Genomic DNA, 21,165 nt, shown 5'->3' with positions numbered 1-21,165 from the left:
GGTTTCCGGATCATCGCCGGAAGCAAGCCCTTATTCATGTCTTAATTTCACTGTTTTAAGGAAATAACAATGTTTGCAGATCCAATTAAAAAATGTGGGGACACCGCAGCACGTATTAAGCGGTTAGCTGAAGATAATCCAGTAGGATTCTGGATTAGTTCAGCCATGGCAGGAGCTTATGTCGGACTGGGTATCATTTTAATCTTCACTTTTGGCAACCTGGTTGATCCGTCAATTCGCCCTATCGTTATGGGTTCCACATTCGGTGTTGCACTGACCTTGGTGATCATGGCGGGCTCTGAGCTTTATACCGGTCACACCATGTTCCTGGCTTTCGGCGCAAAAACCGGTCAGATCACCTGGATGGATAACCTGAAAATCCTTCCGCAAACCTGGCTTGGCAACCTACTTGGCTCGATTGCTGTTGCTGCGCTGTTCATGTATGCCGGTGGCGGTAAGCTGCTTCCGGATGCCACCAGCCTGGTTCACAAAGTAGCATTGGCGAAAACCTCTGCTCCGGCAATGGTGCTTTTCTTTAAAGGCATTCTGTGTAACTGGCTGGTTTGTCTGGCTATCTGGATGTGTCAGCGCGTTGAAGGTACCGGTCGTTTTATCGCTATCTGGTGGTGTCTGCTGGCATTCATCGGCTGCGGCTATGAACACTCCATTGCCAATATGACTATCTTTGCCCTGTCCTGGTTCGGTAACAGCACTGAGGCTTATACCCTGGGCGGTATTGGCCACAACCTGCTTTGGGTTTCTCTGGGTAACGCCGTTTCCGGTGCGGTATTCATGGGGCTGGGTTACTGGTACTCAACACCAAAAGCTGAACGCCCTGTGGTAAACAGCCAGACTTCAGAAGCGACTGAAGCAGCCGCAGTTAACGCTTAATACATCAAGAACGACCAACGAAGAGTGGAGCAAATCAATGTCACCGTTTTTGTCATCCGAACATATTGATATCGACACCAACAAGCAGGGATTTGTTTCACTGGTTGGCGCAGGTCCGGGCGATCCAGACCTGCTCACCGTCAAGGCATTTCGCTTGCTCCAGCAAGCTGATGTCGTAGTGTACGACCGACTGGTTTCAAATGAAATCTTAGCTCTGGTTGACGCTGATGCCGAACGCATTTACGTCGGCAAACAGCTGGATTACCACTGTGTACCGCAAGAGCAGATAAATCAGATCCTAGCGGAACAAGCCGAACAAGGTAAGCATGTTGTGCGCCTTAAAGGCGGCGACCCTTTTATCTTTGGCCGCGGCGGTGAAGAGCTTGACCTGCTGGCTGAACGCAATATCAATTATGAAGTCGTGCCGGGAATAACCGCCGCTGCCGGGTGTACCGCCTATTCAGGTATCCCCCTGACGCACAGGGAGCACTCGCAGAGCGTGCAGTTCATTACTGGCCATGTAAAAAAAGATGGCGAGAATATCGACTGGGCATCTCTGGCAAAAGCAAACCATACTCTGGTGTTTTATATGGGGTTAAAGCAGTCGTCGGTTATCAGCCAAAAGCTGTTAGAGCATGGCCTCGATGCCAGTACGGCTTGCGCCATTATTGAAAAAGGAACCACGCCGGAACAGCGTGTATTCACCTCATCACTGGCTGAGTTACCAACGGTTGCCAAGGATGCAGTCAGCCCGTCGCTTATTGTTATAGGCAGTGTCACCTCTCTTCACCATAAGCTGAGCTGGTTTAATCAATAACGTTTTCGCTTCATTGAACCAAAGAGCCACTTTCAGTATTAAGACTAAAAGTGGCTCTTTTTATTCTCTAACTCTCATTTAGAAATGATATTAAATTTAGTAAACCAGCCCCTATAACTAAATTCAACTCACTAAAGTTGATTTAAATATACACCATTCGATTTAAGCTAATACTCTAAAAATCACACCTATGAGAGTAACTTAAAAATCATTCTTCATAAGTTTTAAAACAACAGAATAATATTTTAATTAATTGTCATCCGACCATGCACCAGCAATAGATGCGTTATAATGCTTCCATTGATTCCAACAAAACATAACAAAATCACGAAGCATGCTTAAATGGGCTTTACTTGTTTGTGTCTTTTTTGCACTAGGCTACAAAGCAATCAAACACCATTACATCGATTACTCATTATCGCTTAACACAGATTTACCTGAAGGGGTTGTAACATCGTCGATTGACGATCATGATGAGTCACACCGCCATAACTGGTGTGCAGACGTTCACCGCCGCGCAGTAGTCGCAATGAACCAACCTTAAAATATTCACATGATTAACCGGAATTTCTGGCAGTTTACAGACGATCTCAAGAGTCGTTCTGAAGAGAAATGAGCTGACAACTATTCCGGCAGTCATCTGCAATCGCCATCAAAAAGGTATGTATTTGATGTTTTACCGACGCTGACACGAAGTACACCCACGGCAAGCCGAACGAGTATGGCGATCCAAACGGCTACGCTGTACTTTGCAATACGCATTTTTAAGCGCGCGGCGAGCAGAAAACCAGTCATCCGGCTTTGAAATCAACAAATAACCGTTAAAGCGTTTCACTAACTGTGTACGGTATTCATCAATAAATTTGCTGTCGAAGTCTATTTCAAAATAGTCCAACGCCTGCTCTATTGAAGTAAAACTCGCGATAGTTTGTTGAATATCGTTTTGGCTCATAATCTAATCTGACGGTACTCTTTCCGGCAGTTTACCAAAGCGTGGGAAGTCTATCATTATGTAACACGTGCTTTGCCAATGTCTTTTCAGGCTGATGAAGAGCACTGACGCAAAGATACCTTTATGTGTTCTCTTCTAGCCCACAATTATTTTTTGCTATTCAGCGCAGTTTGGGGAAGAAAAGTGTTAGAGCAGAAAATCCAACACTATCAATTTTGTCATATTGATTCTTCACCTCGAAGAGTTAAAACTTCGTAACCAGTTTTTGTAACTAGAATAGTATGTTCAGACTGAGCCGATAGTTTTTTATCTCTTGTTACCACAGTCCAGCCATCTTTTTTGGTTTTAACTTTCGCCGAGCCCTGATTTACCATTGGCTCAATAGTGAAAGTCATACCTTCTTTTAGGGTAAGTCCTTGATTGGATTTACCGTAATGGAGAACTTGAGGCTCTTCGTGCATTTCTTTTCCTATACCATGCCCGCAATACTCTCTCACGATGCTATAACCGTGGGATTCAGCATAGCGTTGTATAGCGCTCCCAATATCACCTAGCTTAGCTCCAGGTTTTACCTGTTTTATCCCTTCCCACATGGCCTCATACGTCACTTTCACAAGCTTTCTCGCAATCGGAGATGTATCAGGCATAACATAGGTTTTACTTGAGTCAGCGATAAAACCATTCTTTTCTAAAGTTATATCTAAGTTGATAATATCTTGAGATTTTAGAATTTGTGATTTCTTTGGAACACCATGGCATACAACATCGTTGATTGATGAGTTTAATACAAATTCGTAGTCATACTGACCTTTACTGGCAGGACGAGCTTTCAACTCATCCACAATATATTTCTCAACGAAGTCGTTGATGTCCATCGTTGATATACCAGGTTTAATGTAAGAGTCTAAAGCTTGAAACACTTGTGCAAGAAGCTTTCCTGACTCTCTCATCAATTCAATTTCATCGTTACTTTTTATGCTAACGGAATTATTCAACTGGGGCCTCTTCATTACATTTAATATTTGCTTCTGATACCGAAGCAGACGACATTAGTTCAGACACTAACTGATTGAATGTAAGGTGTGGGTTCAGCTCAGCCATCATGCCGATTTTTATCCAAAACTCTGCCTGAGAGTTGATTGAACGATGCATAGCACCGCTAGCTTTTCTGATCTCCTCATGTAGATCTTCTGAAATTTTTACAATACCCATAGATACACCGCATATACAAAACGTATATGTATTATATATAGTACTTATCTCGATGCAATAGTAATTAGATATACATCACCTATTTGAGGTATGAGAGAGATCACCCGTTATGGGGCATAAGCGAGATAGGACTTAAAACAATTACCCCACCCTCTTCGATACACCGAAAAAGCTTCTTTCATCTTTGCCACTATGTATCGAAATTTCATAAAACCTAAAACAAAAGGAAGACAAAAATGAGGGGATTGCTCGTCATGAAAATATTAACCTTCAGCTTGTTGCTCATTCACTTCAACCACGCAAATCGAATAATTCCCCGGGTTTTGCCCGCCGCCAAGATCTAAACACTTATCGAGATATAAAAACTGCTCAAACTTCATACCGGCATAAAAAGCACAGACGACCAAAATAAAAGTAAATAAAATCCGCTTAGACTTAACCATTAATATCCCCTACTGAGTTCATTATTAACTGCATTGTTATTTTGAATCACATCTCAATCAACTTGAGATTATCATCACAATTCAACCGGGCGAAGCGCGCTACCCTATTCGGCCCCTTTAATAGCTTATTTGTCAGTTAGTTATGGACAAAGTATCTGAGCACCCTCAGCAATTTGATGCCACTCAATTTCGTCGGCATCTTCACCAGTATCCAGAGCTGTCATTGCATGAAGCCGACACCGCAGCCCTGATCAATAAACAGTTATGCACCTTTGGCCTGGAGCCGAAAACCGATATCGGCGGGCATGGTATTGTCTGCACAATCGACAGTGGCAATCCCGGCGTCACTACCCTGTTTCGTGCCGACTTCGATGCGTTGCCTATCCACGAAAAAAACAGCCATAGTCACTGTTCAAAGCATGACGGCGTGATGCATGCCTGTGGTCATGACGGCCATACGGCGAGCCTGATGGCTGTTGCTGAACAGCTATCTTTGAATCCACCAGCATCAGGTAAAGTCCTGTTGCTGTTCCAGCCCGCGGAAGAAATTGGAACCGGCGCTGCCAATATGCTTGAGAACAGCTGGCTGTCAGAGCAGAATGTTGATCAGGTCTTCGCCTACCATAACCTTCCTGGTTATCCGCTCAATTCTGTCATCATCAAACCCGGCACCTTTACCTGTGCTTCAACCGGTGTAACCATTGAGTTAGAAGGCAAAACCTCCCATGCCGCCAGACCGGAAAACGGCATCAGCCCAACCACTGCTATGCTGGAGATCATTCGCTACTTACAAGCCATGCCTGAAAGGTATGCTGAAGCCTTCACTTTAGTCACGGTGATCCACGCAACATTAGGCGAAGAAGCATTTGGCACCTCACCGGGTTATGCAAAAATCCTCGCTACCCTGAGAAGCGATAACAATAATGTATTCAACAATATGAAGCAGGACTTATGCGAAATGGTTTCAGCTATTTCGGCCAAAAAAGGGCTTGAGTGTAGTGTCAGCTGGCAGGAGTCATTTAATGCTGCCGTTAATGCAACAGAACCATACGAAATCGTCTGCCAACAAGCTAAACACATTGGCCTTGATATAGAGGACATTGATGCGCCTATGCGCTGGTCGGAATATGTCGCAGAATTTCTTCTGAAGTGGCCCGGTGCCCTGTTCTGTCTCGGCAGTGGGGAAGCTCATCCTGAGCTGCACAACCCCGACTACGACTTCCCTGATGAACTTATCGCAACCGCCAGTAAGTTATTCTTGAGTATTATTCGTCGTCTGCATGGTGAATAAGAACACGGCACTAGTCCATGGATTAGTGCCGTTGCATTCTCATGACGTCAAAAGATGTCGTCATTTACTCTGCAGGGTATATACAACACCATAGCCATCTGTCAGCTGATGGCCATCATCGGAAAGTTCATATGTAAGGCCACCTCCGATCCCTTTCACTTTGATTATATCCCCACAAAAAGTGTAAGGCTCATAGAAAACCATATCGGCAATATTAAACTCTGCCATTCTTCCGTCCTTATCGAACTCAATAACAGAATCGTTGAAACATCCCTCACAGCCTTTTACAAATCTATCTTTCTCTGGAGTTTTATTAAAGGCGACATACCGCTGACCCAGAATATCAGTGACTCGCGTGCTTTCTTCACAGACTGGTAAATCAGCAGCAAAAACAGAGCTTGCCATAACCAATATAGAAGCAGACAGAATTTTCAGATTCATCGATTTTCATACTTTGATTTTTGAACATGTCATATTTTTGCTCACCGAGTAATCAGCCAGCAACAAAAACCAATTAAGGATAATTTATCTCTTATATAAGAAAAATAAGAATTTTTTATATACCAACGTGAGTGTCTATTCTTGAGTAAAGCTCCCCAACACACAGCGACATGCTTTTCTTCTGCGTAATCTATCTTTTCAGCCGGTAATTGACCTGTAACTCTGCTGCGCTTCCGCGTACAATCCCAGCCCGTTTTTTCCTGACGATCCATTCGAGGCAAGCTGTGTATACCGAACAACTGATGATGCTGCTGGCTGTATTTGAGCGGGCGGCATTATTGCTGATGGCTCTTTTCCTGCTCACCCTGACCCACCCTTTCCAGCACATAGTGAAAAAGCGCCACCGCCGTCCGGTCGAAATCGCGATGATTTCCATACTGTTTATACTGTTTGCCGTTTTCAGTACTTATACGGGGATCAAGGTTGACGGCTCCTTGGTGAACGTTCGGATCATTGCCGTTTTATCCGGCGGCATCTTATTTGGCCCCTGGACTGGTATCTCTGCCGGGCTGATTGCCGGTGTCCACCGTTACCTGATTGATGTCGACGGCCCGACCTCAGTTGCCTGTCTGATCACCAGTATTATTGCCGGTCTTCTGGCAACCTGGATCCACAGAAAATGTCCGAAGAAAAGCTATGCCCGCCTCGGCATCATGGCTGGTGTTTTCTGTGAAATGCTGACCATGGTACTGATCGTTGCACTGTCTGAAGATAAAACGCAGGCCTATAACATTGTCTCCCATATCAGTATGCCGATGATTTCCGGCGCGGTATGTATCGGTCTGATCATCCGCCTTGTTCAGGGGCTGGAGAAAGAAAAAGACCTTGTCGCAGCAGAACAGGCAAAACTGGCACTGGATATTGCCAACCGAACCCTGCCACATTTTCGTAAGAACAGCCGGGAGTCGCTGGCAACTGTCTGTAATATTATCCGGGAAGAAACCAAAGCAGATGCCGTTGCCATCACCGATACTAATGATGTGCTGGCTTATGCCGGTGCCGGGCAGGAAAACTATCTTGAAGCGCATCAAATCAGCGATATGACCCAACAGGCGGTTCGCACCGGACAGCAGATCATCAGCAACAGCCTTAATGTCCATGACTTCCATTCTCTGCTGATCATTCCGCTGTGGGAGAATGGCAAAGTCAGCGGCACCTTGAAGATTTTCTACCACCAGCCTCACCGAATTCGCCCTTCACTACGGGAAATGGCGATTGGTCTTTCACACCTGATTTCCACTCAGATGGAAGTGTCGCGGGTTGAGCACCTCAAGACAATGGCAAGCAAAGCAGAATATTCAGCCTTGCAGAGCAGAATCAATCCACATTTTTTGTTCAACGCCTTAAATGCGATTTCAACCCTGATCCGGATCCGTCCGGATCAGGCCCGTCAGCTGATTGCCAAGCTGGCTGATATTCTGCGCTATAACCTTGAGCGTACAGAGGAATTAATCGACATCCATGTTGCCCTGCAACAGGTCAGGGACTATGTCGCCATTGAGCAAGCCCGCTTCGGCAACAAACTGACCGTTGAATTCGATATTGATGACGTCCATTCTATGATCCCTTGCCTGCTGATACAGCCACTGGTTGAAAATGCAATTCTGCACGGCATCCAGCCTTCACGTACGCCGGGTAAAGTCTTTATCACGGTCAGGCAGGCAGAAGAGCGAGTGAAAGTCATTATTCGCGATACGGGTGTGGGGATCAGCCAGGAAGTGATCGACAAACTCTACAGCGGCGCAATGGACTCCCGTCATATCGGGCTGACCAATGTGCACCAACGCCTGACCATGCTGTATGGGGAAGGGCTGAATATTAAGCGCCTTGAACAAGGCACCGAAATGTCGTTTTATATTAATGAATCAAACAAGCAGGAACAACAATGCTAAAAGCGCTGATCGTCGAAGATGAGTATCTGGCAAGGGAAGAACTGACCTACCTGATCGAAACCTACAGCAATATAACAATTGTCGCGGCTTTCGAAGACGGTCTGGACGCCTTTAAGTACCTGCAAAGTAATAAGGTTGATATTGCGTTCCTGGATATCCAAATCCCGTCTATTGACGGCATGTTGCTGGCGCGAAACATCCACCAGTTTGCACAAAAACCGCATATTGTTTTCACTACGGCTTATAAAGAGTTTGCTGTGGATGCTTTTGAGCTTGAGGCGTTCGACTACATCCTTAAGCCACTTAATGAGCAACGGGTGATCGGACTGCTCAACAAGCTGGAAGCCGCTCATCAGAGCCAGACGTCAGTGGGACAGGAAACAACGCGACCGAAAACAGTCAATCTAACCAAAAACAACCGCATCCGGATAACACCGGTAGATGAAATTTACTACGCCGAAGCCTGTGAGAAAGTCACCAATGTCTACACCACTGACGGTGTATTCATCGCGCCATACAGTATCAGTGAACTGATGGAGCGCCTGCCGGAAGAGCGCTTTTTCCGTTCTCATCGCTCCTACTGCGTCCAGCTGGAAAAAATAAAAGAAATAATCCCTTGGATGAATAGCACCTATATGCTTAAAATTTGCGACCTTGACGGGGAAGTCCCTGTCAGCCGGAGTAATATCAAGCGTTTCCGTGAACTGATGCAATTGTAATTCATGCCGATATATTGCATTTCATTCCGCTATTGATACATCTCATTTTATAGTTTTTGCAACCTATTGTTATCGCCAACGAGCTCCGTATTTTGGAGGGCATAAAGGGATGGCCAAAACGCCATCTTAAAGATTTTTAATTCGTTGGAGATTAACCTTATGGCCAATCCGGTAGCTAGCCGAACTCGTGCCTTTACCCTGCTGGGAACCATTATTACCCAGTTCGCTCTGGGCTCTGTGTACACATGGAGCCTGTTCAATGCTCAACTTGCCGACAAACTTTCTGAGCCGGTAAGCCGTGTTGCTTTCTCATTTGGTATTCTGAGTCTGGCACTGGCGGTGGCTTCTTCCCTTTCAGGCAAAATGCAGGAACGTTTTGGTATCCGTAAAGTGACTATCGCTTCAGGTCTGATGATTGGTATCAGCCTGTATCTGACAGGTCACGCAACCAACCTGATCATGCTGTACATCTTCGCCGGCCTGCTGGTAGGTTTCGCCGACGGTACCGGCTACCTGATGGTGCTATCGAACTGTGTGAAATTCTTCCCTGAACGCAAGGGGCTGGCTTCAGCTTGTGCTATTGGTGCTTACGGCCTTGGCGCACTCGCTTTCAAATACATCCTGATGTACCTGCTGACCACTACCGGCCTGGAAATGACCTTCGAAATCTGGGGCTTCATTTGTATGGTGATGGTGATCATCGGCGGCATGATGATGACAGATGCCCCTAAGCAGGAAGTTAAAAACAACAATGCCGCAGGCAGTCGCGATTACACCCTTGCTGAAGCGATGAAATGCCCTCAGTTCTGGATGCTAGCAGTAATGTTCCTGACGGTATGTATGAGTGGCCTGTACGTAATTGGTGTTGCAAAAGATATCGGTGAAAACTATGTTCACCTATCAATGACAACAGCTGCAGCGTCTGTTGCGATTATCGCAGTGGGTAACCTGGGTGGCCGTCTGGTACTTGGTGTGCTGTCTGACCGTATCGCCCGAACCAAAGCAATCGCCCTTGCTCTGTTTGTCTGCCTGCTTGGCGTTTGCGCCCTGCTGTTTGCTCCGGCAAGTGCAATGAGCTTCTACTTTGCTGTAGCCTGCATCGCTTTCTGTTTCGGCGGTACAATCACGGTTTACCCGTCACTGGTAAGTGATTTCTTCGGCCTGAACAACCTGACCAAAAACTATGGTTTCATCTATCTGAACTTTGGTATCGGCAGCTTCATCGGTTCGATTGTTGCCTCTCTGTTCGGTGGCTTTGCGGCGACCTTCTACCTGATGCTGGGCCTGCTGATTGTGTCACTGGCTATCTCACTGACGGTGAAAGCGCCGGGTACAGAACAAGACGATTTTACTGCCGAGCCGCTGGCAGTAAATTAAGGGGAGCCCCAACCCCTTAGCGGCAAACTCAAAAAACTGATAATGCTAAGATCAAAGGCCCGGGAAACCGGGCTTTTTTAGGAGCTTTTTCTTATACATTGCTCGCAGAATAAGTCACCACCTGATTTACAGGCTTCTTGCTCTTCTTTTCTAACTTCATCTGATAAAGCGACGCATCAGCTCGGGATATCCCTTCTCTCAGCTCACGCCTGTCAACATTTCGAGCAATACCATAACTGTACTTTATTTTTGTCGCTTCCAGCTCTTTTGATATCTGTTTAAGAAACTCTTCCGTTCTTGATGGCCTTATAACGGCAATAAATTCATCGCCACCAAAGCGGATAATCATTTCATTATTTACACATTGCTTATTGAGATGATGACTAAATAAAATCAATACACTATCACCAAACTTATGACCCTGATTATCATTCAGCCTTTTGAAATCATCCAAATCAAAAAACACCAAATCAAAACGCATCATTTTGATTTTATTAAACGCTTTACGATTAAAAACCGTGGTCAGCTCATCAATACATTCCGACATTTCATAAAAATGAAGAATGTGTTTTACCCCAACAGCAAGAAACACAATACCCAGCAGTAATGAACCGTCATCAATCAGCACAAGAAAAAGCTCAGGCAATGATTCTATTTTTTCCCGAACAACTTTCACCTCCACAAGCGCGCGATAAGACTTTTGAAATATAAACAATGACATACCAACCAAAGCAAACGGTTCCAACCGAAACACTGAATAGCTAGCAATGGCTATAGCGCTAATCACTACGACACTGGTGAGCTCATAGTAAAATTCCATCGATGAATAAAATATAGATTTATCTAAATAAAGAAAAGCACTGATTATCAACAGTATTGAAAATAGTAAAAAAAACAATACTGGCTTTATATTCAATAAATTTGACTCGGGCAAACGCATCAGAATCTCCGACAATAAAAAGGCGAAAGATCATGTTTATATTAGCAAGCCGTCTAAAGTGGATGAAATTTATTTATGTGATGGATTTCAAGAATAAAAAAGTATTAATTGTCAATCAAAAAGGATGCTGATGAATATTGATTATTTTTATCTGATCTAAATATTAAGTATATTCGTACCGTAAAAAAGCCGGGTATAACCCGGCTTAATATAGAGCAAATTATCAATTGAACTGATATTTATACTTTGCTTTTGGCAATAGAAACGGCTTTTTCCAGATCCGGAATTGTTGTCAGTTCCGGAACACGCTGGATGTGAATAATCTTATTGTTCTTATCAACAACGATGATGCTTCGTGCCAGCAGACCCAACTCACGGATCTGAACGCCAGTCTTCTTGCCAAATTCATGATTAATGGAATCTGACAGGAACAGGAAGTTCTTTTCCAGGTTTTCCTGCTGGCGGAAACGCATTTGGGCAAAAGCCGTATCTGCACTGATTGCAAGCATCTCAATGCCGGCAAGCTCTTCATTGTGCTGCGCAATGTACTGGCTCAGATCTTTTACCTGCTGAACACAAACAGGTGTATCAACCGAAGCAAGAACGTTATATACCCTTACCTTGCCCGCATTTTTTGAAGTATCAAAATTTGCCAGTGATTCATCCATCAGGATCATTGACGGAAAATAATCACCAACTTTCACCTCATGCCCACTCAAGTTGAATGTGTTTTCCTTATTCAGGGTAATCACATTTCCCTCACCCAACGCAGAGTTTGCCTGAGTAGTTGCAAAGTCACGAGCCATTGAAGTATTCGCCGCCAGCATGATAGCCGCTGCAACAAGTAGTTTTTTCATCGTTGTTACTTCCTTAAACAGACCGATTACGAAATTGCAGCCAGCGCAGCGTTGTAATTTGGCTCATCAGTGATTTCTGCAACCAGTTCGCTGTGCAGAACAACACCGCTTTCATCCAGGCAGACAACAGCGCGAGTCGTCAGGCCTTTTAGTGCGCCTTCAGGGATTGCTACACCGTAAGCTTCAGCAAACTCAGGAGAACGGAACGTTGATGCATGCTGAACATTGGCAATATTTTCGATTTCGCAGAAACGACCAGTCGCAAAAGGCAGGTCAGCAGAAATACAAACCACAACCACATTATCAAGCTCAGCCGCTTTCTGGTTGAAAGTGCGAACACTTTGCGCACACACTGGCGTATCGATACTTGGGAAGATATTCAGTACAACTTTCTTGCCAGCCAGAGATGACAATTCAAGCGCAGAAAGATCGCCAGCAGTCAGAGAGAAGCTCGGAGCAATAGAACCAGCTACAGGTAGCTGTCCAGAAATGGCAACAGGATTTCCTTGGAATGTTACTTGAGACATGACTTATTTCCTCTTGTTATTTGTTATATCCACTTTATGTGGTGAGGGAATAATATTGAAATAAATTTACAAAACCACTCCGACCAGTTCACAAATACAACCAAAAAAAGCGATTTTGTTTCAATCGCAATTTCGCAACTGTAAATTTGTTACAAACCATTTCAACAAGAGAAATAAAAAACACGGGTGGAAACATTTAAACACCTCCACTCCGTGTCTATTTTTCTAGATGTTAAACTGGGCTAAAGTCACCCTGAAATTTACCACTCAAGAACAAGCTTACCCTTCGCTTTTTGTGACTCAATATGCTCGTGGGCACAGCGCAAGTTTTCGGCATTCAGCTTTCCATAGTGATTGCCAAGGGTGGTTTTGATGACACCAGCATCTATCAGTTTTGCGACCTCATTAAGCAAGTAATGCTGTCCAATCATATCTTCAGTCTGGTATAGCGAGCGGGTGTACATAAACTCCCAGTGAAGAGAAATACTCTTTCTCTTCAATCCCATAACATCCAACTGCGACGGATCATCAATCAAACCAAATTTGCCCTGAGGCGCCAGCGATTCCACTATTTCTCCGAAATGCTCTTCGGTATTATTCAGGCTGACCAGATGTGTCACTTCTTCTACCCCAATTCGTTTCAGTTCCTGACTTAACGGCTTGCTATGATCAATCACTGCGTGAACACCTAGCTCTTTCAGCCAGGCTTGAGTTTCAGGACGAGAGGCTGTACCGATAACTTTCATTCCTGTCAGGCGTCTGGCCAGTTGAACCATCACAGAGCCGACACCACCAGCCGCACCAACAATCAGCAATGTATCTTTTGTTGCGTGCTTACCCGGTTTCACCTGTAGCCTTTCAAACAGCATTTCCCAGGCAGTAATCGCCGTCAGAGGCATCGCAGCCGCTTCAGCAAAGCTCAGCGATTCCGGCATACTGCCGACGATACGCTCATCCACTAACTGATATTCAGCATTACTGCCCGAACGGGAGATATCACCTGCATACCAAACCCGATCGCCCGGTTTAAACAGGGTGACTTCCGGGCCGACAGATTCAACCACACCGGCGGCATCCCAACCGATCACTTTCCACTCATCATTTTCTGCAGAAACATTGGCGCGAATTTTCGTATCAACCGGGTTAACCGATACCGCTTTTACATTAACTAATACGTCACGGCCTGTTGCTTGCGGAATTGGCAACTCAATATCCTGTAATGATGCCGGCTCGGTGATCGCTAGTGCCTGCTTATAACCAATCGCTTTCATTAGTTAATCTCCCCAAATATTCATTAATCTGTTGTCTGTTCGATGATTCACTCGCAGGTGCTTTAACTACCGCTGCTCTGGCTACCGATATAGGCCGGATAATCGCTGTAGCCTTTTTCAGTGCCGCCAAAAAGGGTCGTGCCATCAAATTGGCTCAATGGGTAGTTGTGCCTGATTCGATCCGGAAAGTCCGGGTTAGCGATAAACGGCCTGCCGAAGGCAATCAAATCAGCATAATCTTCAGCCAGGATCTGATTGGCTTTTTCTTTGTCATAACGGCCTGCAACAATCAGAGTGCCGGAAAAGTGCGCCCTCAGCTGACTACGGAAATGAAGCGGCACTTGTGGAGCATCATCCCAATCTGCTTCAGATAAATGCAGATAGCCGACACCCTGCTCATCCAGTTCATTAGCACAATGCAAAATCGTCGGTATGATTTCCGGGCAATTCATGCCACGGGCTGTAATATAGGGAGCAAGACGCACGCCGGTACGCTCCGAACCAATTGCTTCACAAACCGCCTTGGCTACTTGAATCAGTAAGCGAGAGCGGTTTTCGATGCTACCGCCATATTGATCGGTACGAATGTTAGAAGTAGAGCGCAGAAACTGATCCAGCAGATAACCGTTAGCGGCATGGATTTCCACCCCGTCAAAACCAGCTTCCATGGCATTGATGGCAGCCTGGCGATAATCTTCAATAATGTCTTCGATTTCTTCCAGGGTCAGTGCTCGTGGCATTGGGCAATCCACCATGGAACCATTGCCGGACTCATCCGATACCCAAACTTGTGCCTGAGGCAAAATGGCAGAAGGAGCTACCGGGGCTTCACCTCCGTGGAATGAAGAATGGGACATTCGACCGACATGCCAGAGCTGAAGATAGATCACTCCGCCTTTTTGATGGACAGCATCAGTAACCAATTTCCAACCTTCTATTTGTGCCTGGGTATGAATGCCCGGGGTAAAACTGTATCCCTGTCCCTGAGGTGAAATCTGTGTTGCTTCGGTAATGATCATCCCGGCACCTGCGCGCTGGGCGTAGTAGTCCGCCATCATTTGATTAGGAATATTGCCTGGTTGAGTTGTACGACTGCGTGTCATCGGTGCCATCACAATGCGATTATCCAACTTGTGATCGGCTAATTGATAAGTGTTGAGCAAATCCATTTTTAGTCCCTTCAATGACTGTTTTAAGAATGAGCTCAGTCTATTTGACGGCAATCATTTGAAAAACTAGGATTGACAAAAATTACTTTCAAAAAAAATTTGAAAATGAAAGCACTTCAAGACTTCAGGATTTTCATTAAAACAGCCCGGCTCGGCAGCCTTTCAGAAGCTGCACGCCAGATGGACTTAACACCAGCCGCCACCAGCGCAGCAGTGAAACGACTGGAAGCCGAAGTCGGCACCGCGCTGTTTCTCCGTTCAACCCGAAATCTGCGGCTGACACCGCACGGAGAGCTTTTTCTCTCCCACTGCGAACAGGCCGTTGAAGCTATTGAAGACGGTTTTGCTTCAGTAAAAAGCGGTCAGTCAGAACTTACCGGATTACTGCAAATCGCTCTGCCCTCAGATTTGGGGCGTCGACTCATGCTCAGATGGATAGATGAGTTTATTGAGCAAAATCCGAAACTCTCGGTGCGGTTGCATCTGTCAGACAGTATTGCAGATATGTACCGACAACCTGTCGATATAGCACTGCGTTACGGCAATCCGCCGGATTCCAGCCTGATAGCCTTACCTGTTGCCGCAAAAAACCAGCGAGTATTGTGCGCTTCCCCTGAATACCTTGAGAAATTCGGTGCTCCGACGCATCCCGGCCAGCTGACCCGACACAACTGTTTGTGCTTCGCCTTAAGCGACAGTCTTCATGCCCGCTGGCACTTTTATCGGGATACTATTGAAGAGTCTGTTCATGTATCCGGTAACAGAATGGCCAATGACGGTGATGCCGTTAGACGCTGGGCAATCGCCGGACATGGCATTGCCTATAAGTCATTACTTGATATTGCTGAAGATCTGGAAGAAGGAAAGCTTGTTCGGGTATGTCCTGAATGGCAGGGAGAGACCGCACCACTCAATCTGATTTGTGCCAGCCGAAGACAATTAAGTCCGGCAATTCAGGCTCTGAGGGAGCACCTGAGCAGCAAAGCTAATACGCTTTTGCACAGCTTAAATTAGAAATCATATTCAGACCTGTTGAAATCCTGTTTTTGTACTCATGCCCTCCTCTGTAACGAATTGCGGCGGTCAATTGACCGCCGACTGCCTTTCGTAAGTTGTTCTTTTCTTTGAAATCTTAGATTTATCAAGATTTTTATCAATTTGAACACTGCGTCACAATTCTCTCCCGCACCCAGCAATATCATCCGATCGCTCTGCTTTAAGCCAGATAACCAAAATATATAACTGGCAAAACTTTGCTCACCCAATATAAACATTCAATCAATTGTTCTTTCTTGGTCATTCTTAATGTCGAGGTAACATGCTATCTATATTAATTGCTCTGGTGGTCACCATTTTTGTCGCCAGATTTGTCCTTAAAGGCTACAAAGCACAGGCTGTCCTTTTGGCCGGTGGTATCGTTCTGATGATTGCCGCTATCCTGATCGGTCAGGATCTTCCGCTGCCGGAAGCATCTTCAACCGGTTCAAAATGGCTGGATATTTTCCAGTTCATTAAGAACACCTTCTCCAGCCAAAGCGCCGGTCTGGGCCTGAAGATCATGGCCATCGCAGGCTTTGCGGTTTACATGCATGAAATCGGTGCTTCTGAAGCTCTGGTAAAAGTATTAACCCGTCCACTGGCGCGAATCAAACACATGCCTTACATGTTCATGGCAATGTGTTTCATCATTGGCGAATTCCTGTCAATTTTCATCACCAGTGCTTCCGGGTTGGGTGTATTGCTGATGGTTACCTTGTACCCACTGATGCGCAGCGTCGGCCTGAGCCGTCTTTCTGCCTGTGCGCCAATTGCAACCGCCGTGGCTGTTGAAATGGGACCGGGCCAGGGTAACGTTAACTTTGCTGCCGATATCATCGGCATTGATGTTGTCGACTATGTTGTTGACTATCAAATCTATGTCGCACTGGCAGCACTGGCTGTGGTAGCAATTCTACACATTATCATCCAGAAACATTTCGACTTGAAAAACGGCCATATTGCCAGTGAACACCGCCACTTAGGCGAATCAGAAGAAATGAAGATCAACTCGGATGAAACTAAAGAAGAAGCTCCGGCCATTTACGCCATTCTTCCGGTTATCCCGCTGGTGCTGATTTTTACCTTCAGTAAGTTAGTGATCACCTCGATTAAGATGGACGTTACCACAGCGATGTTTGTCTCTCTGGTTATCACTCTGGTATTCGAATTTTTCCGACGACATAGTGCAATGGCTGTCGTTGACTCCATCCAGCACTTCTTCGATGGTATGGGCCGTCAGTTTGCCAACGTCGTCACCTTTATTGTTGCCGGCCAAACGTTCGCTCAGGGGCTGAAAGCCATCGGTGCGATCAATGTCATTGTTATTGCTGCCGAAAATGCCGGATTCAGCCCAGTTCTGATGACCATAGTTATGGTATTGATCATCATGACTTCTGCGATCCTGATGGGTTCGGGCAACGCTGCCTTCTTCTCGTTCGCCAACCTGGTGCCTGATATTGCGGGCAAAATGGGCATCGCCCCAGTAATGATGCTGTTACCGATGCAGTTCGTGGCAGGTATGAGCCGTAACATCTCGCCAATTGCGCCAAACATGGTAGCAATTGCCGGTGTGGCTGATACCTCACCGTTTGATCTAGCCAAACGCACTGCCATCCCGATGCTGGGCGGGATCGTGATCTCCGTTATCGTCAGCATCATGAGTTTTTGATTTATAAAACGTTCACAACGTTTTACGTACTGAAGTACGTCTTGTTAATTAACCAATCCATGTGATTTAGCACATGCAAAGGAGTATTGTTCATGGACATTATGCTGTTTAGTAATGGTCAGCTACCTGGAAACACCAAACCGTTAGAATACGGCCTTGATTGGATTGAAGGGGTGGTTGAGCGCACCGGCGTGAAAAAGCTGGTCTTCATTCCATATGCAGTGATCCGTGCAAGCCATGACGATCGAACCAAAATGGTACAAGAAAGCCTGGGCCGCTTCGGCTGTGAAGTTGTGGGTATCCATCAGGCTGAAGATCCGGTTAAAGCCATTGAAGAAGCGGACGGCATTCTGGTCAGCGGCGGCAACACCTGGGTACTGAACAAAACCCTGCACGACAAAGGGCTGATCGGTCCGATTCGTAAAGCCGTACTGAAACAGAACAAACTGTATATTGGCTGGAGTGCCGGTACCAACATCAGTTCACCAACTATCCGCACTACTAACGACATGCCGATTGTTACTGCCGCGGTACTGCCTTCACTGAACCTGATCCCGTTCCAGATCAATCCGCATTACATCGAAGCGTCGATTGATGGTCATATGGGTGAAACCCGTGATGAACGCATTGAAGAGTTCCTGTTAGTTAACCCTCACGAAATTGTGGTGGGTATTCCAGAAGGTACAATGCTGCACGTACATGACGGCCACCTCCACTACTACACAGCCAACGGCAAACCACTGAAGCTGTTCCGCAACCAGCAGGAAGCAGAGTACTTCAATGCCGATGATGATATTCAGTTCTTAATGGAGCACAGCTGCTAAGTTCATATCAGCAATTTGGGGAGAGTCAAATCTCCCCAAACCTTACAGAAAAAGTTAGAGCAAAATAATCTAAAAAATAATCCCACGCCAAACCTTTAACACTTCATTAAAAATCAACCACTTCCTTTTCAGCCCGCATTTTTACTGACATTCACAACATCCGACCACGCATTTTTTTGTCACAAAACGGTCAAAAGTCACAATTCTGTAACCTGGTTTTGAGTATTCTTCGGACAGAGAATTATTCACATTCCAAATAAAATAATCATTATATGCAAACCAGGTAGTATAAAGTATGAGCCTTACTATTCGTAACCGACTATATGTGCTGTCGATCGTCCCCTTATTAGTTGTAGCCTTGGGTATGATGTTCTTCACTTACTCAGAGTCGCATAAGCTAAACCAGGAGCAGATGAACACCACCCGCTCCAGCATGATGGAGATGAAACGCGCTGAGCTTAAATCTTATATGCAGATTGCTGAGTCAGCACTGAAACCTTTAATGCAATCAAACGCTCCTTTAGAAGAAGCATTAAACACCCTCAGCCAAATTAAGTTTGGTACCAGTGGGTATATTTTCGGTTACAGCTCTGACGGTACCCGGCTAGTGATGGGCCAAAATACCAATGGAATAGGTAAAAACTACTGGAACCTTCAGGATAGCCACGGCAATTACCTGATCCAGGATCTAGTAAATAATGCCAAAACCGGTGATTTCACGACCTATTATTTTCCCAAACCGGGAGAGAGTAACCCTCAGCCAAAACTAAGCTACTCTGTATACCTGCCACAGTGGGATCTGATGATAGGTACCGGTTTTTACACCGATGATGTCGATGCGGTGATTGCTCAAATGGAAGATCACTCCGCTGACATGTTGAGTCAGAGCCTTACTACCATTGCTATTATCTTCCTGATTATCACAGCGGTTGTCGTTGCCTTTGGTGTACTTGTCAGCCGTAGCATCATGCGCCCGCTGGATGTCTTTGATGCTTCTATTCGTTCCTTTGCCAACGGCGACGCCGATCTAACTGCGCGAATGGAAAAATTCAGCGTGCCTGAATTTGCGAAACTCAGCGACAACTTCAATACCTTTGTAGCCAGCCTGCAGAACATCATCCAAAATGTCAGCCAGGTGGGTCGTCAGGTCGTAGATGAAACCAACAACATGTCTCAACGCACCATGCGTGTGGATAAGCTGGCTTCGGGTCAGCGTGAAGAAACCGATCAGGTTGCCACTGCAATGACCGAAATGACCACTACGGCAAATGAGATCTCCAACAACGCCAGCCAGGCGGCACAAGCAGCGAAAGAAGCCGATGACAATGCCAAAGACGCACACGGTATCGTATCCTCTGCGGCAGACTCAGTAACTGCACTGGCTAATGAAGTCGCCGAAGCGAACGAAGTTATCTCGAAACTGGAAGGAGATGTGAAGAATATCTCTTCGTCACTGGAAGTAATTCAGGACATTGCCGAGCAAACCAACCTGCTGGCACTGAACGCAGCCATTGAAGCAGCGCGAGCCGGTGAACAAGGTCGCGGGTTTGCTGTTGTTGCCGATGAAGTTCGCCAGCTGGCAAGCCGCACTCAGGCCAGCACCGGTGACATTCACAAAATGATTAATCAACTGAAATCTGCATCAGATGAAGCGGTCAACGCCATGAACTCCAGCCAGGCGAGAAGCGTCAGCACGGTAGAAGAAGCCAACGCAGCCAGTGAGGCACTGATCCAGATTCAGGAGTCAATCAATACCATCATGGACATGAACTCACTGATCGCAACTGCAACTGAAGAGCAAAGCATTGTCGGCCAGGAAATCTCCCAACGTATTGTGGTGATATCCGATCAAAGCAACCAATCAGCACAGCTTGCCAACGAAAACCGCGCAGGAAGCCAAGAACTCAATCGAAGTGCTAATGAGCTTTATACCCTAGTCGACAGATTCACCGTCTAACAAAAAAGGCAGTACAGCGAATAAGCTGTACTGCCTTTTCTTTACTCTCTACTATCCGAACTAACCTACAGATATTTCTTTTTATAATTCGAAGCTCTGGCAAAAAGGATAAACGGTAAAACTGGCAACGCCATTCCTCCGATATAGGCCAACTGTTCTGTTTCCAGCAACAGATAAGAACTGACAACCATAGTTAGTAAAAAAGTGAGCATAAACATCCAATGTAATACAGGGTGTTTACTTGAGAAGACAGCGTACTGCTTTACCATAAGCACAATCCCAAACAACGTCCAAACACCAATCAGTAACGTATCACTAATATATGAAACAATATGATACTGATCCCCACAAAATACAACTCAAATCAAATATAGATGATTTAAAATATTATGCAGATCAATAAAATGGCCTAAACGGTATGAAAATAATTTCTATCTTATTAAAAAATAAAAAAGCGACCGACTTATCGATCGCCAACATATTGATTAAACGAGAGGAAAGGCATTAGCTATGCCACAAGTGTTCTCTTCCTGCTCCTCTCCTTGCCAGAAAATCATTAATCATTTTCTCGGCAAAATGCTCTACTCTGAACTGACGTGTTAATCGTTGTTTATTCTTGCGGCTCCAATGTCGCATGACTTTCCTAACCCCCAGCTATGCTTTTTCACTCCTCCTCGATGAGGAGCCTTTCACAGCAAACTCCCCTTTGGTATCCGTTGCGCCTTCATATCACTCAACAACAACCAACGGAGATGTTTAGACATCAATATTAATTGTAGCTTCCCGACACCTGCCAAGATGACTTTTCTGTTTAATTT

At 45.5% G+C, this 21,165-nt stretch carries 22 protein-coding genes; 11 read left to right on the top strand and 11 right to left on the bottom strand.

From position 1 onward, the window contains the following. Positions 1-69 precede the first annotated feature (69 nt). From nirC to AACQ93_RS18300, 3 genes are all read left to right on the top strand, one after another. Positions 70-891: a nitrite transporter NirC gene (gene nirC / locus AACQ93_RS18310; RefSeq protein ID WP_064607554.1), complete on the top strand. Its 822-nt coding sequence runs from the start codon at positions 70-72 to the stop codon at positions 889-891. Positions 892-928: 37 nt separating this feature from the next. Beyond that, entirely contained in the window at positions 929-1,708 is a 780-nt protein-coding gene (gene cobA / locus AACQ93_RS18305) for a uroporphyrinogen-III C-methyltransferase (RefSeq protein WP_084419309.1), read from the top strand. Between the two features lie 334 nt (positions 1,709-2,042). Next, complete coding sequence (locus AACQ93_RS18300) at positions 2,043-2,252, top strand: hypothetical protein (protein ID WP_157097603.1); 210 nt, start codon at positions 2,043-2,045, stop codon at positions 2,250-2,252. Between the two features lie 132 nt (positions 2,253-2,384). Here the strand turns inward: AACQ93_RS18300 and AACQ93_RS18295 are convergent, their stop codons facing one another. The 4 genes from AACQ93_RS18295 to AACQ93_RS18280 all read right to left on the bottom strand — a co-directional run bounded on the left by AACQ93_RS18295 (position 2,385) and on the right by AACQ93_RS18280 (position 4,315). Continuing rightward, positions 2,385-2,660 carry a nitrogenase-stabilizing/protective protein NifW gene (locus AACQ93_RS18295; RefSeq protein ID WP_007463700.1) on the bottom strand — a complete coding sequence of 92 codons (276 nt, stop codon included), beginning with the start codon at positions 2,658-2,660 and terminating at the stop codon, positions 2,385-2,387. A 218-nt stretch (positions 2,661-2,878) separates the two neighbouring features. Then, positions 2,879-3,655, bottom strand: coding sequence for a type I methionyl aminopeptidase (gene map / locus AACQ93_RS18290; protein WP_232323356.1), 777 nt, complete (start codon positions 3,653-3,655; stop codon positions 2,879-2,881). Continuing rightward, on the bottom strand, positions 3,648-3,872 hold the full coding sequence (locus AACQ93_RS18285) for a ParD-like family protein (protein WP_064607548.1): 225 nt from the start codon (positions 3,870-3,872) through the stop codon (positions 3,648-3,650). The genes map and AACQ93_RS18285 overlap by 8 nt, the downstream gene beginning before the upstream one ends. Before the next feature lie 263 nt (positions 3,873-4,135). After that, a complete protein-coding gene (locus AACQ93_RS18280; RefSeq protein ID WP_064607544.1) occupies positions 4,136-4,315 on the bottom strand; it encodes a hypothetical protein in 180 nt (59 codons plus the stop codon). 142 nt (positions 4,316-4,457) lie between these two features. Here AACQ93_RS18280 and AACQ93_RS18275 point away from each other — a divergent pair, with 142 nt between their 5' ends. Continuing rightward, complete coding sequence (locus tag AACQ93_RS18275) at positions 4,458-5,606, top strand: amidohydrolase (protein WP_064607541.1); 1,149 nt, start codon at positions 4,458-4,460, stop codon at positions 5,604-5,606. Positions 5,607-5,666: 60 nt separating this feature from the next. On the opposite strand, the gene AACQ93_RS18270 is transcribed toward AACQ93_RS18275, so the two are convergent. Further along, on the bottom strand, positions 5,667-6,047 hold the full coding sequence (locus AACQ93_RS18270; protein WP_064607538.1) for a hypothetical protein: 381 nt from the start codon (positions 6,045-6,047) through the stop codon (positions 5,667-5,669). Between the two features lie 302 nt (positions 6,048-6,349). On the opposite strand from AACQ93_RS18270, the gene AACQ93_RS18265 reads away from it, so the two are divergent. The 3 genes from AACQ93_RS18265 (at position 6,350) to AACQ93_RS18255 (ending at position 10,095) form a co-directional block, all read left to right on the top strand. Beyond that, positions 6,350-7,999 (top strand): LytS/YhcK type 5TM receptor domain-containing protein, encoded by a 1,650-nt coding sequence (locus AACQ93_RS18265; RefSeq protein WP_064609606.1) that lies wholly within the window; start codon positions 6,350-6,352, stop codon positions 7,997-7,999. Then, positions 7,993-8,718, top strand: coding sequence for a LytR/AlgR family response regulator transcription factor (locus tag AACQ93_RS18260; RefSeq protein ID WP_064607535.1), 726 nt, complete (start codon positions 7,993-7,995; stop codon positions 8,716-8,718). Before AACQ93_RS18265 ends, AACQ93_RS18260 begins: the two co-directional genes overlap by 7 nt. Before the next feature lie 159 nt (positions 8,719-8,877). Next, a complete protein-coding gene (locus AACQ93_RS18255; RefSeq protein WP_007463691.1) occupies positions 8,878-10,095 on the top strand; it encodes an L-lactate MFS transporter in 1,218 nt (405 codons plus the stop codon). 91 nt (positions 10,096-10,186) lie between these two features. Here the strand turns inward: AACQ93_RS18255 and AACQ93_RS18250 are convergent, their stop codons facing one another. The 5 genes from AACQ93_RS18250 to AACQ93_RS18230 form a co-directional block, all read right to left on the bottom strand. Then, positions 10,187-11,035 carry a GGDEF domain-containing protein gene (locus tag AACQ93_RS18250; RefSeq protein WP_064607532.1) on the bottom strand — a complete coding sequence of 283 codons (849 nt, stop codon included), beginning with the start codon at positions 11,033-11,035 and terminating at the stop codon, positions 10,187-10,189. Between the two features lie 239 nt (positions 11,036-11,274). Beyond that, positions 11,275-11,892, bottom strand: a complete 618-nt coding sequence (tpx, locus tag AACQ93_RS18245) for a thiol peroxidase (protein WP_064607529.1) — start codon at positions 11,890-11,892, stop codon at positions 11,275-11,277. Between the two features lie 26 nt (positions 11,893-11,918). Beyond that, a complete protein-coding gene (tpx, locus tag AACQ93_RS18240) occupies positions 11,919-12,419 on the bottom strand; it encodes a thiol peroxidase (protein ID WP_064607526.1) in 501 nt (166 codons plus the stop codon). Positions 12,420-12,679: 260 nt separating this feature from the next. Further along, positions 12,680-13,690, bottom strand: coding sequence for a zinc-binding alcohol dehydrogenase family protein (locus AACQ93_RS18235; RefSeq protein ID WP_064607522.1), 1,011 nt, complete (start codon positions 13,688-13,690; stop codon positions 12,680-12,682). A gap of 62 nt (positions 13,691-13,752) precedes the next feature. Further along, positions 13,753-14,859, bottom strand: a complete 1,107-nt coding sequence (locus tag AACQ93_RS18230; RefSeq protein ID WP_064607518.1) for an alkene reductase — start codon at positions 14,857-14,859, stop codon at positions 13,753-13,755. 105 nt (positions 14,860-14,964) lie between these two features. Between AACQ93_RS18230 and AACQ93_RS18225 the strand changes: the two genes are divergently transcribed. From AACQ93_RS18225 to AACQ93_RS18210, 4 genes are all read left to right on the top strand, one after another. Continuing rightward, the gene (locus AACQ93_RS18225) at positions 14,965-15,873 is read left to right on the top strand and encodes a LysR family transcriptional regulator (protein WP_064607516.1); all 909 of its coding nucleotides are present in this window, start codon (positions 14,965-14,967) and stop codon (positions 15,871-15,873) included. A 304-nt stretch (positions 15,874-16,177) separates the two neighbouring features. Beyond that, entirely contained in the window at positions 16,178-17,566 is a 1,389-nt protein-coding gene (gene dcuC / locus AACQ93_RS18220) for a C4-dicarboxylate transporter DcuC (RefSeq protein ID WP_007463675.1), read from the top strand. Positions 17,567-17,658: 92 nt separating this feature from the next. Continuing rightward, positions 17,659-18,390 carry a dipeptidase PepE gene (gene pepE, locus AACQ93_RS18215; RefSeq protein ID WP_064607510.1) on the top strand — a complete coding sequence of 244 codons (732 nt, stop codon included), beginning with the start codon at positions 17,659-17,661 and terminating at the stop codon, positions 18,388-18,390. A gap of 295 nt (positions 18,391-18,685) precedes the next feature. Next, the gene (locus AACQ93_RS18210; protein ID WP_064607507.1) at positions 18,686-20,347 is read left to right on the top strand and encodes a methyl-accepting chemotaxis protein; all 1,662 of its coding nucleotides are present in this window, start codon (positions 18,686-18,688) and stop codon (positions 20,345-20,347) included. A gap of 65 nt (positions 20,348-20,412) precedes the next feature. On the opposite strand, the gene AACQ93_RS18205 is transcribed toward AACQ93_RS18210, so the two are convergent. Further along, entirely contained in the window at positions 20,413-20,616 is a 204-nt protein-coding gene (locus AACQ93_RS18205) for a hypothetical protein (protein WP_064607496.1), read from the bottom strand. Between the last annotated feature and the right edge of the window lie 549 nt (positions 20,617-21,165).

Origin of the sequence: Photobacterium sp. J15 (genome assembly GCF_963870815.1) — a bacterium.
GTDB classification, from domain to species: domain Bacteria; phylum Pseudomonadota; class Gammaproteobacteria; order Enterobacterales; family Vibrionaceae; genus Photobacterium; species Photobacterium marinum.
Note: the sequence above shows the minus strand (reverse complement) of the source record. Positions and strands in the feature narration are given on the sequence as shown.

Coding starts and splice junctions, on each gene's coding strand:
- nirC (WP_064607554.1), top strand. CDS start 70: ATGTTTGCAGATCCAATTAAAAAATGTGGGGACACCGCAGCACGTATT.
- cobA (WP_084419309.1), top strand. CDS start 929: ATGTCACCGTTTTTGTCATCCGAACATATTGATATCGACACCAACAAG.
- AACQ93_RS18300 (WP_157097603.1), top strand. CDS start 2,043: ATGCTTAAATGGGCTTTACTTGTTTGTGTCTTTTTTGCACTAGGCTAC.
- AACQ93_RS18295 (WP_007463700.1), bottom strand. CDS start 2,660: ATGAGCCAAAACGATATTCAACAAACTATCGCGAGTTTTACTTCAATA.
- AACQ93_RS18285 (WP_064607548.1), bottom strand. CDS start 3,872: ATGGGTATTGTAAAAATTTCAGAAGATCTACATGAGGAGATCAGAAAA.
- AACQ93_RS18280 (WP_064607544.1), bottom strand. CDS start 4,315: ATGGTTAAGTCTAAGCGGATTTTATTTACTTTTATTTTGGTCGTCTGT.
- AACQ93_RS18275 (WP_064607541.1), top strand. CDS start 4,458: ATGGACAAAGTATCTGAGCACCCTCAGCAATTTGATGCCACTCAATTT.
- AACQ93_RS18270 (WP_064607538.1), bottom strand. CDS start 6,047: ATGAATCTGAAAATTCTGTCTGCTTCTATATTGGTTATGGCAAGCTCT.
- AACQ93_RS18265 (WP_064609606.1), top strand. CDS start 6,350: ATGATGCTGCTGGCTGTATTTGAGCGGGCGGCATTATTGCTGATGGCT.
- AACQ93_RS18260 (WP_064607535.1), top strand. CDS start 7,993: ATGCTAAAAGCGCTGATCGTCGAAGATGAGTATCTGGCAAGGGAAGAA.
- AACQ93_RS18255 (WP_007463691.1), top strand. CDS start 8,878: ATGGCCAATCCGGTAGCTAGCCGAACTCGTGCCTTTACCCTGCTGGGA.
- AACQ93_RS18250 (WP_064607532.1), bottom strand. CDS start 11,035: ATGCGTTTGCCCGAGTCAAATTTATTGAATATAAAGCCAGTATTGTTT.
- tpx (WP_064607529.1), bottom strand. CDS start 11,892: ATGAAAAAACTACTTGTTGCAGCGGCTATCATGCTGGCGGCGAATACT.
- tpx (WP_064607526.1), bottom strand. CDS start 12,419: ATGTCTCAAGTAACATTCCAAGGAAATCCTGTTGCCATTTCTGGACAG.
- AACQ93_RS18235 (WP_064607522.1), bottom strand. CDS start 13,690: ATGAAAGCGATTGGTTATAAGCAGGCACTAGCGATCACCGAGCCGGCA.
- AACQ93_RS18230 (WP_064607518.1), bottom strand. CDS start 14,859: ATGGATTTGCTCAACACTTATCAATTAGCCGATCACAAGTTGGATAAT.
- AACQ93_RS18225 (WP_064607516.1), top strand. CDS start 14,965: ATGAAAGCACTTCAAGACTTCAGGATTTTCATTAAAACAGCCCGGCTC.
- dcuC (WP_007463675.1), top strand. CDS start 16,178: ATGCTATCTATATTAATTGCTCTGGTGGTCACCATTTTTGTCGCCAGA.
- pepE (WP_064607510.1), top strand. CDS start 17,659: ATGGACATTATGCTGTTTAGTAATGGTCAGCTACCTGGAAACACCAAA.
- AACQ93_RS18210 (WP_064607507.1), top strand. CDS start 18,686: ATGAGCCTTACTATTCGTAACCGACTATATGTGCTGTCGATCGTCCCC.
- AACQ93_RS18205 (WP_064607496.1), bottom strand. CDS start 20,616: ATGGTAAAGCAGTACGCTGTCTTCTCAAGTAAACACCCTGTATTACAT.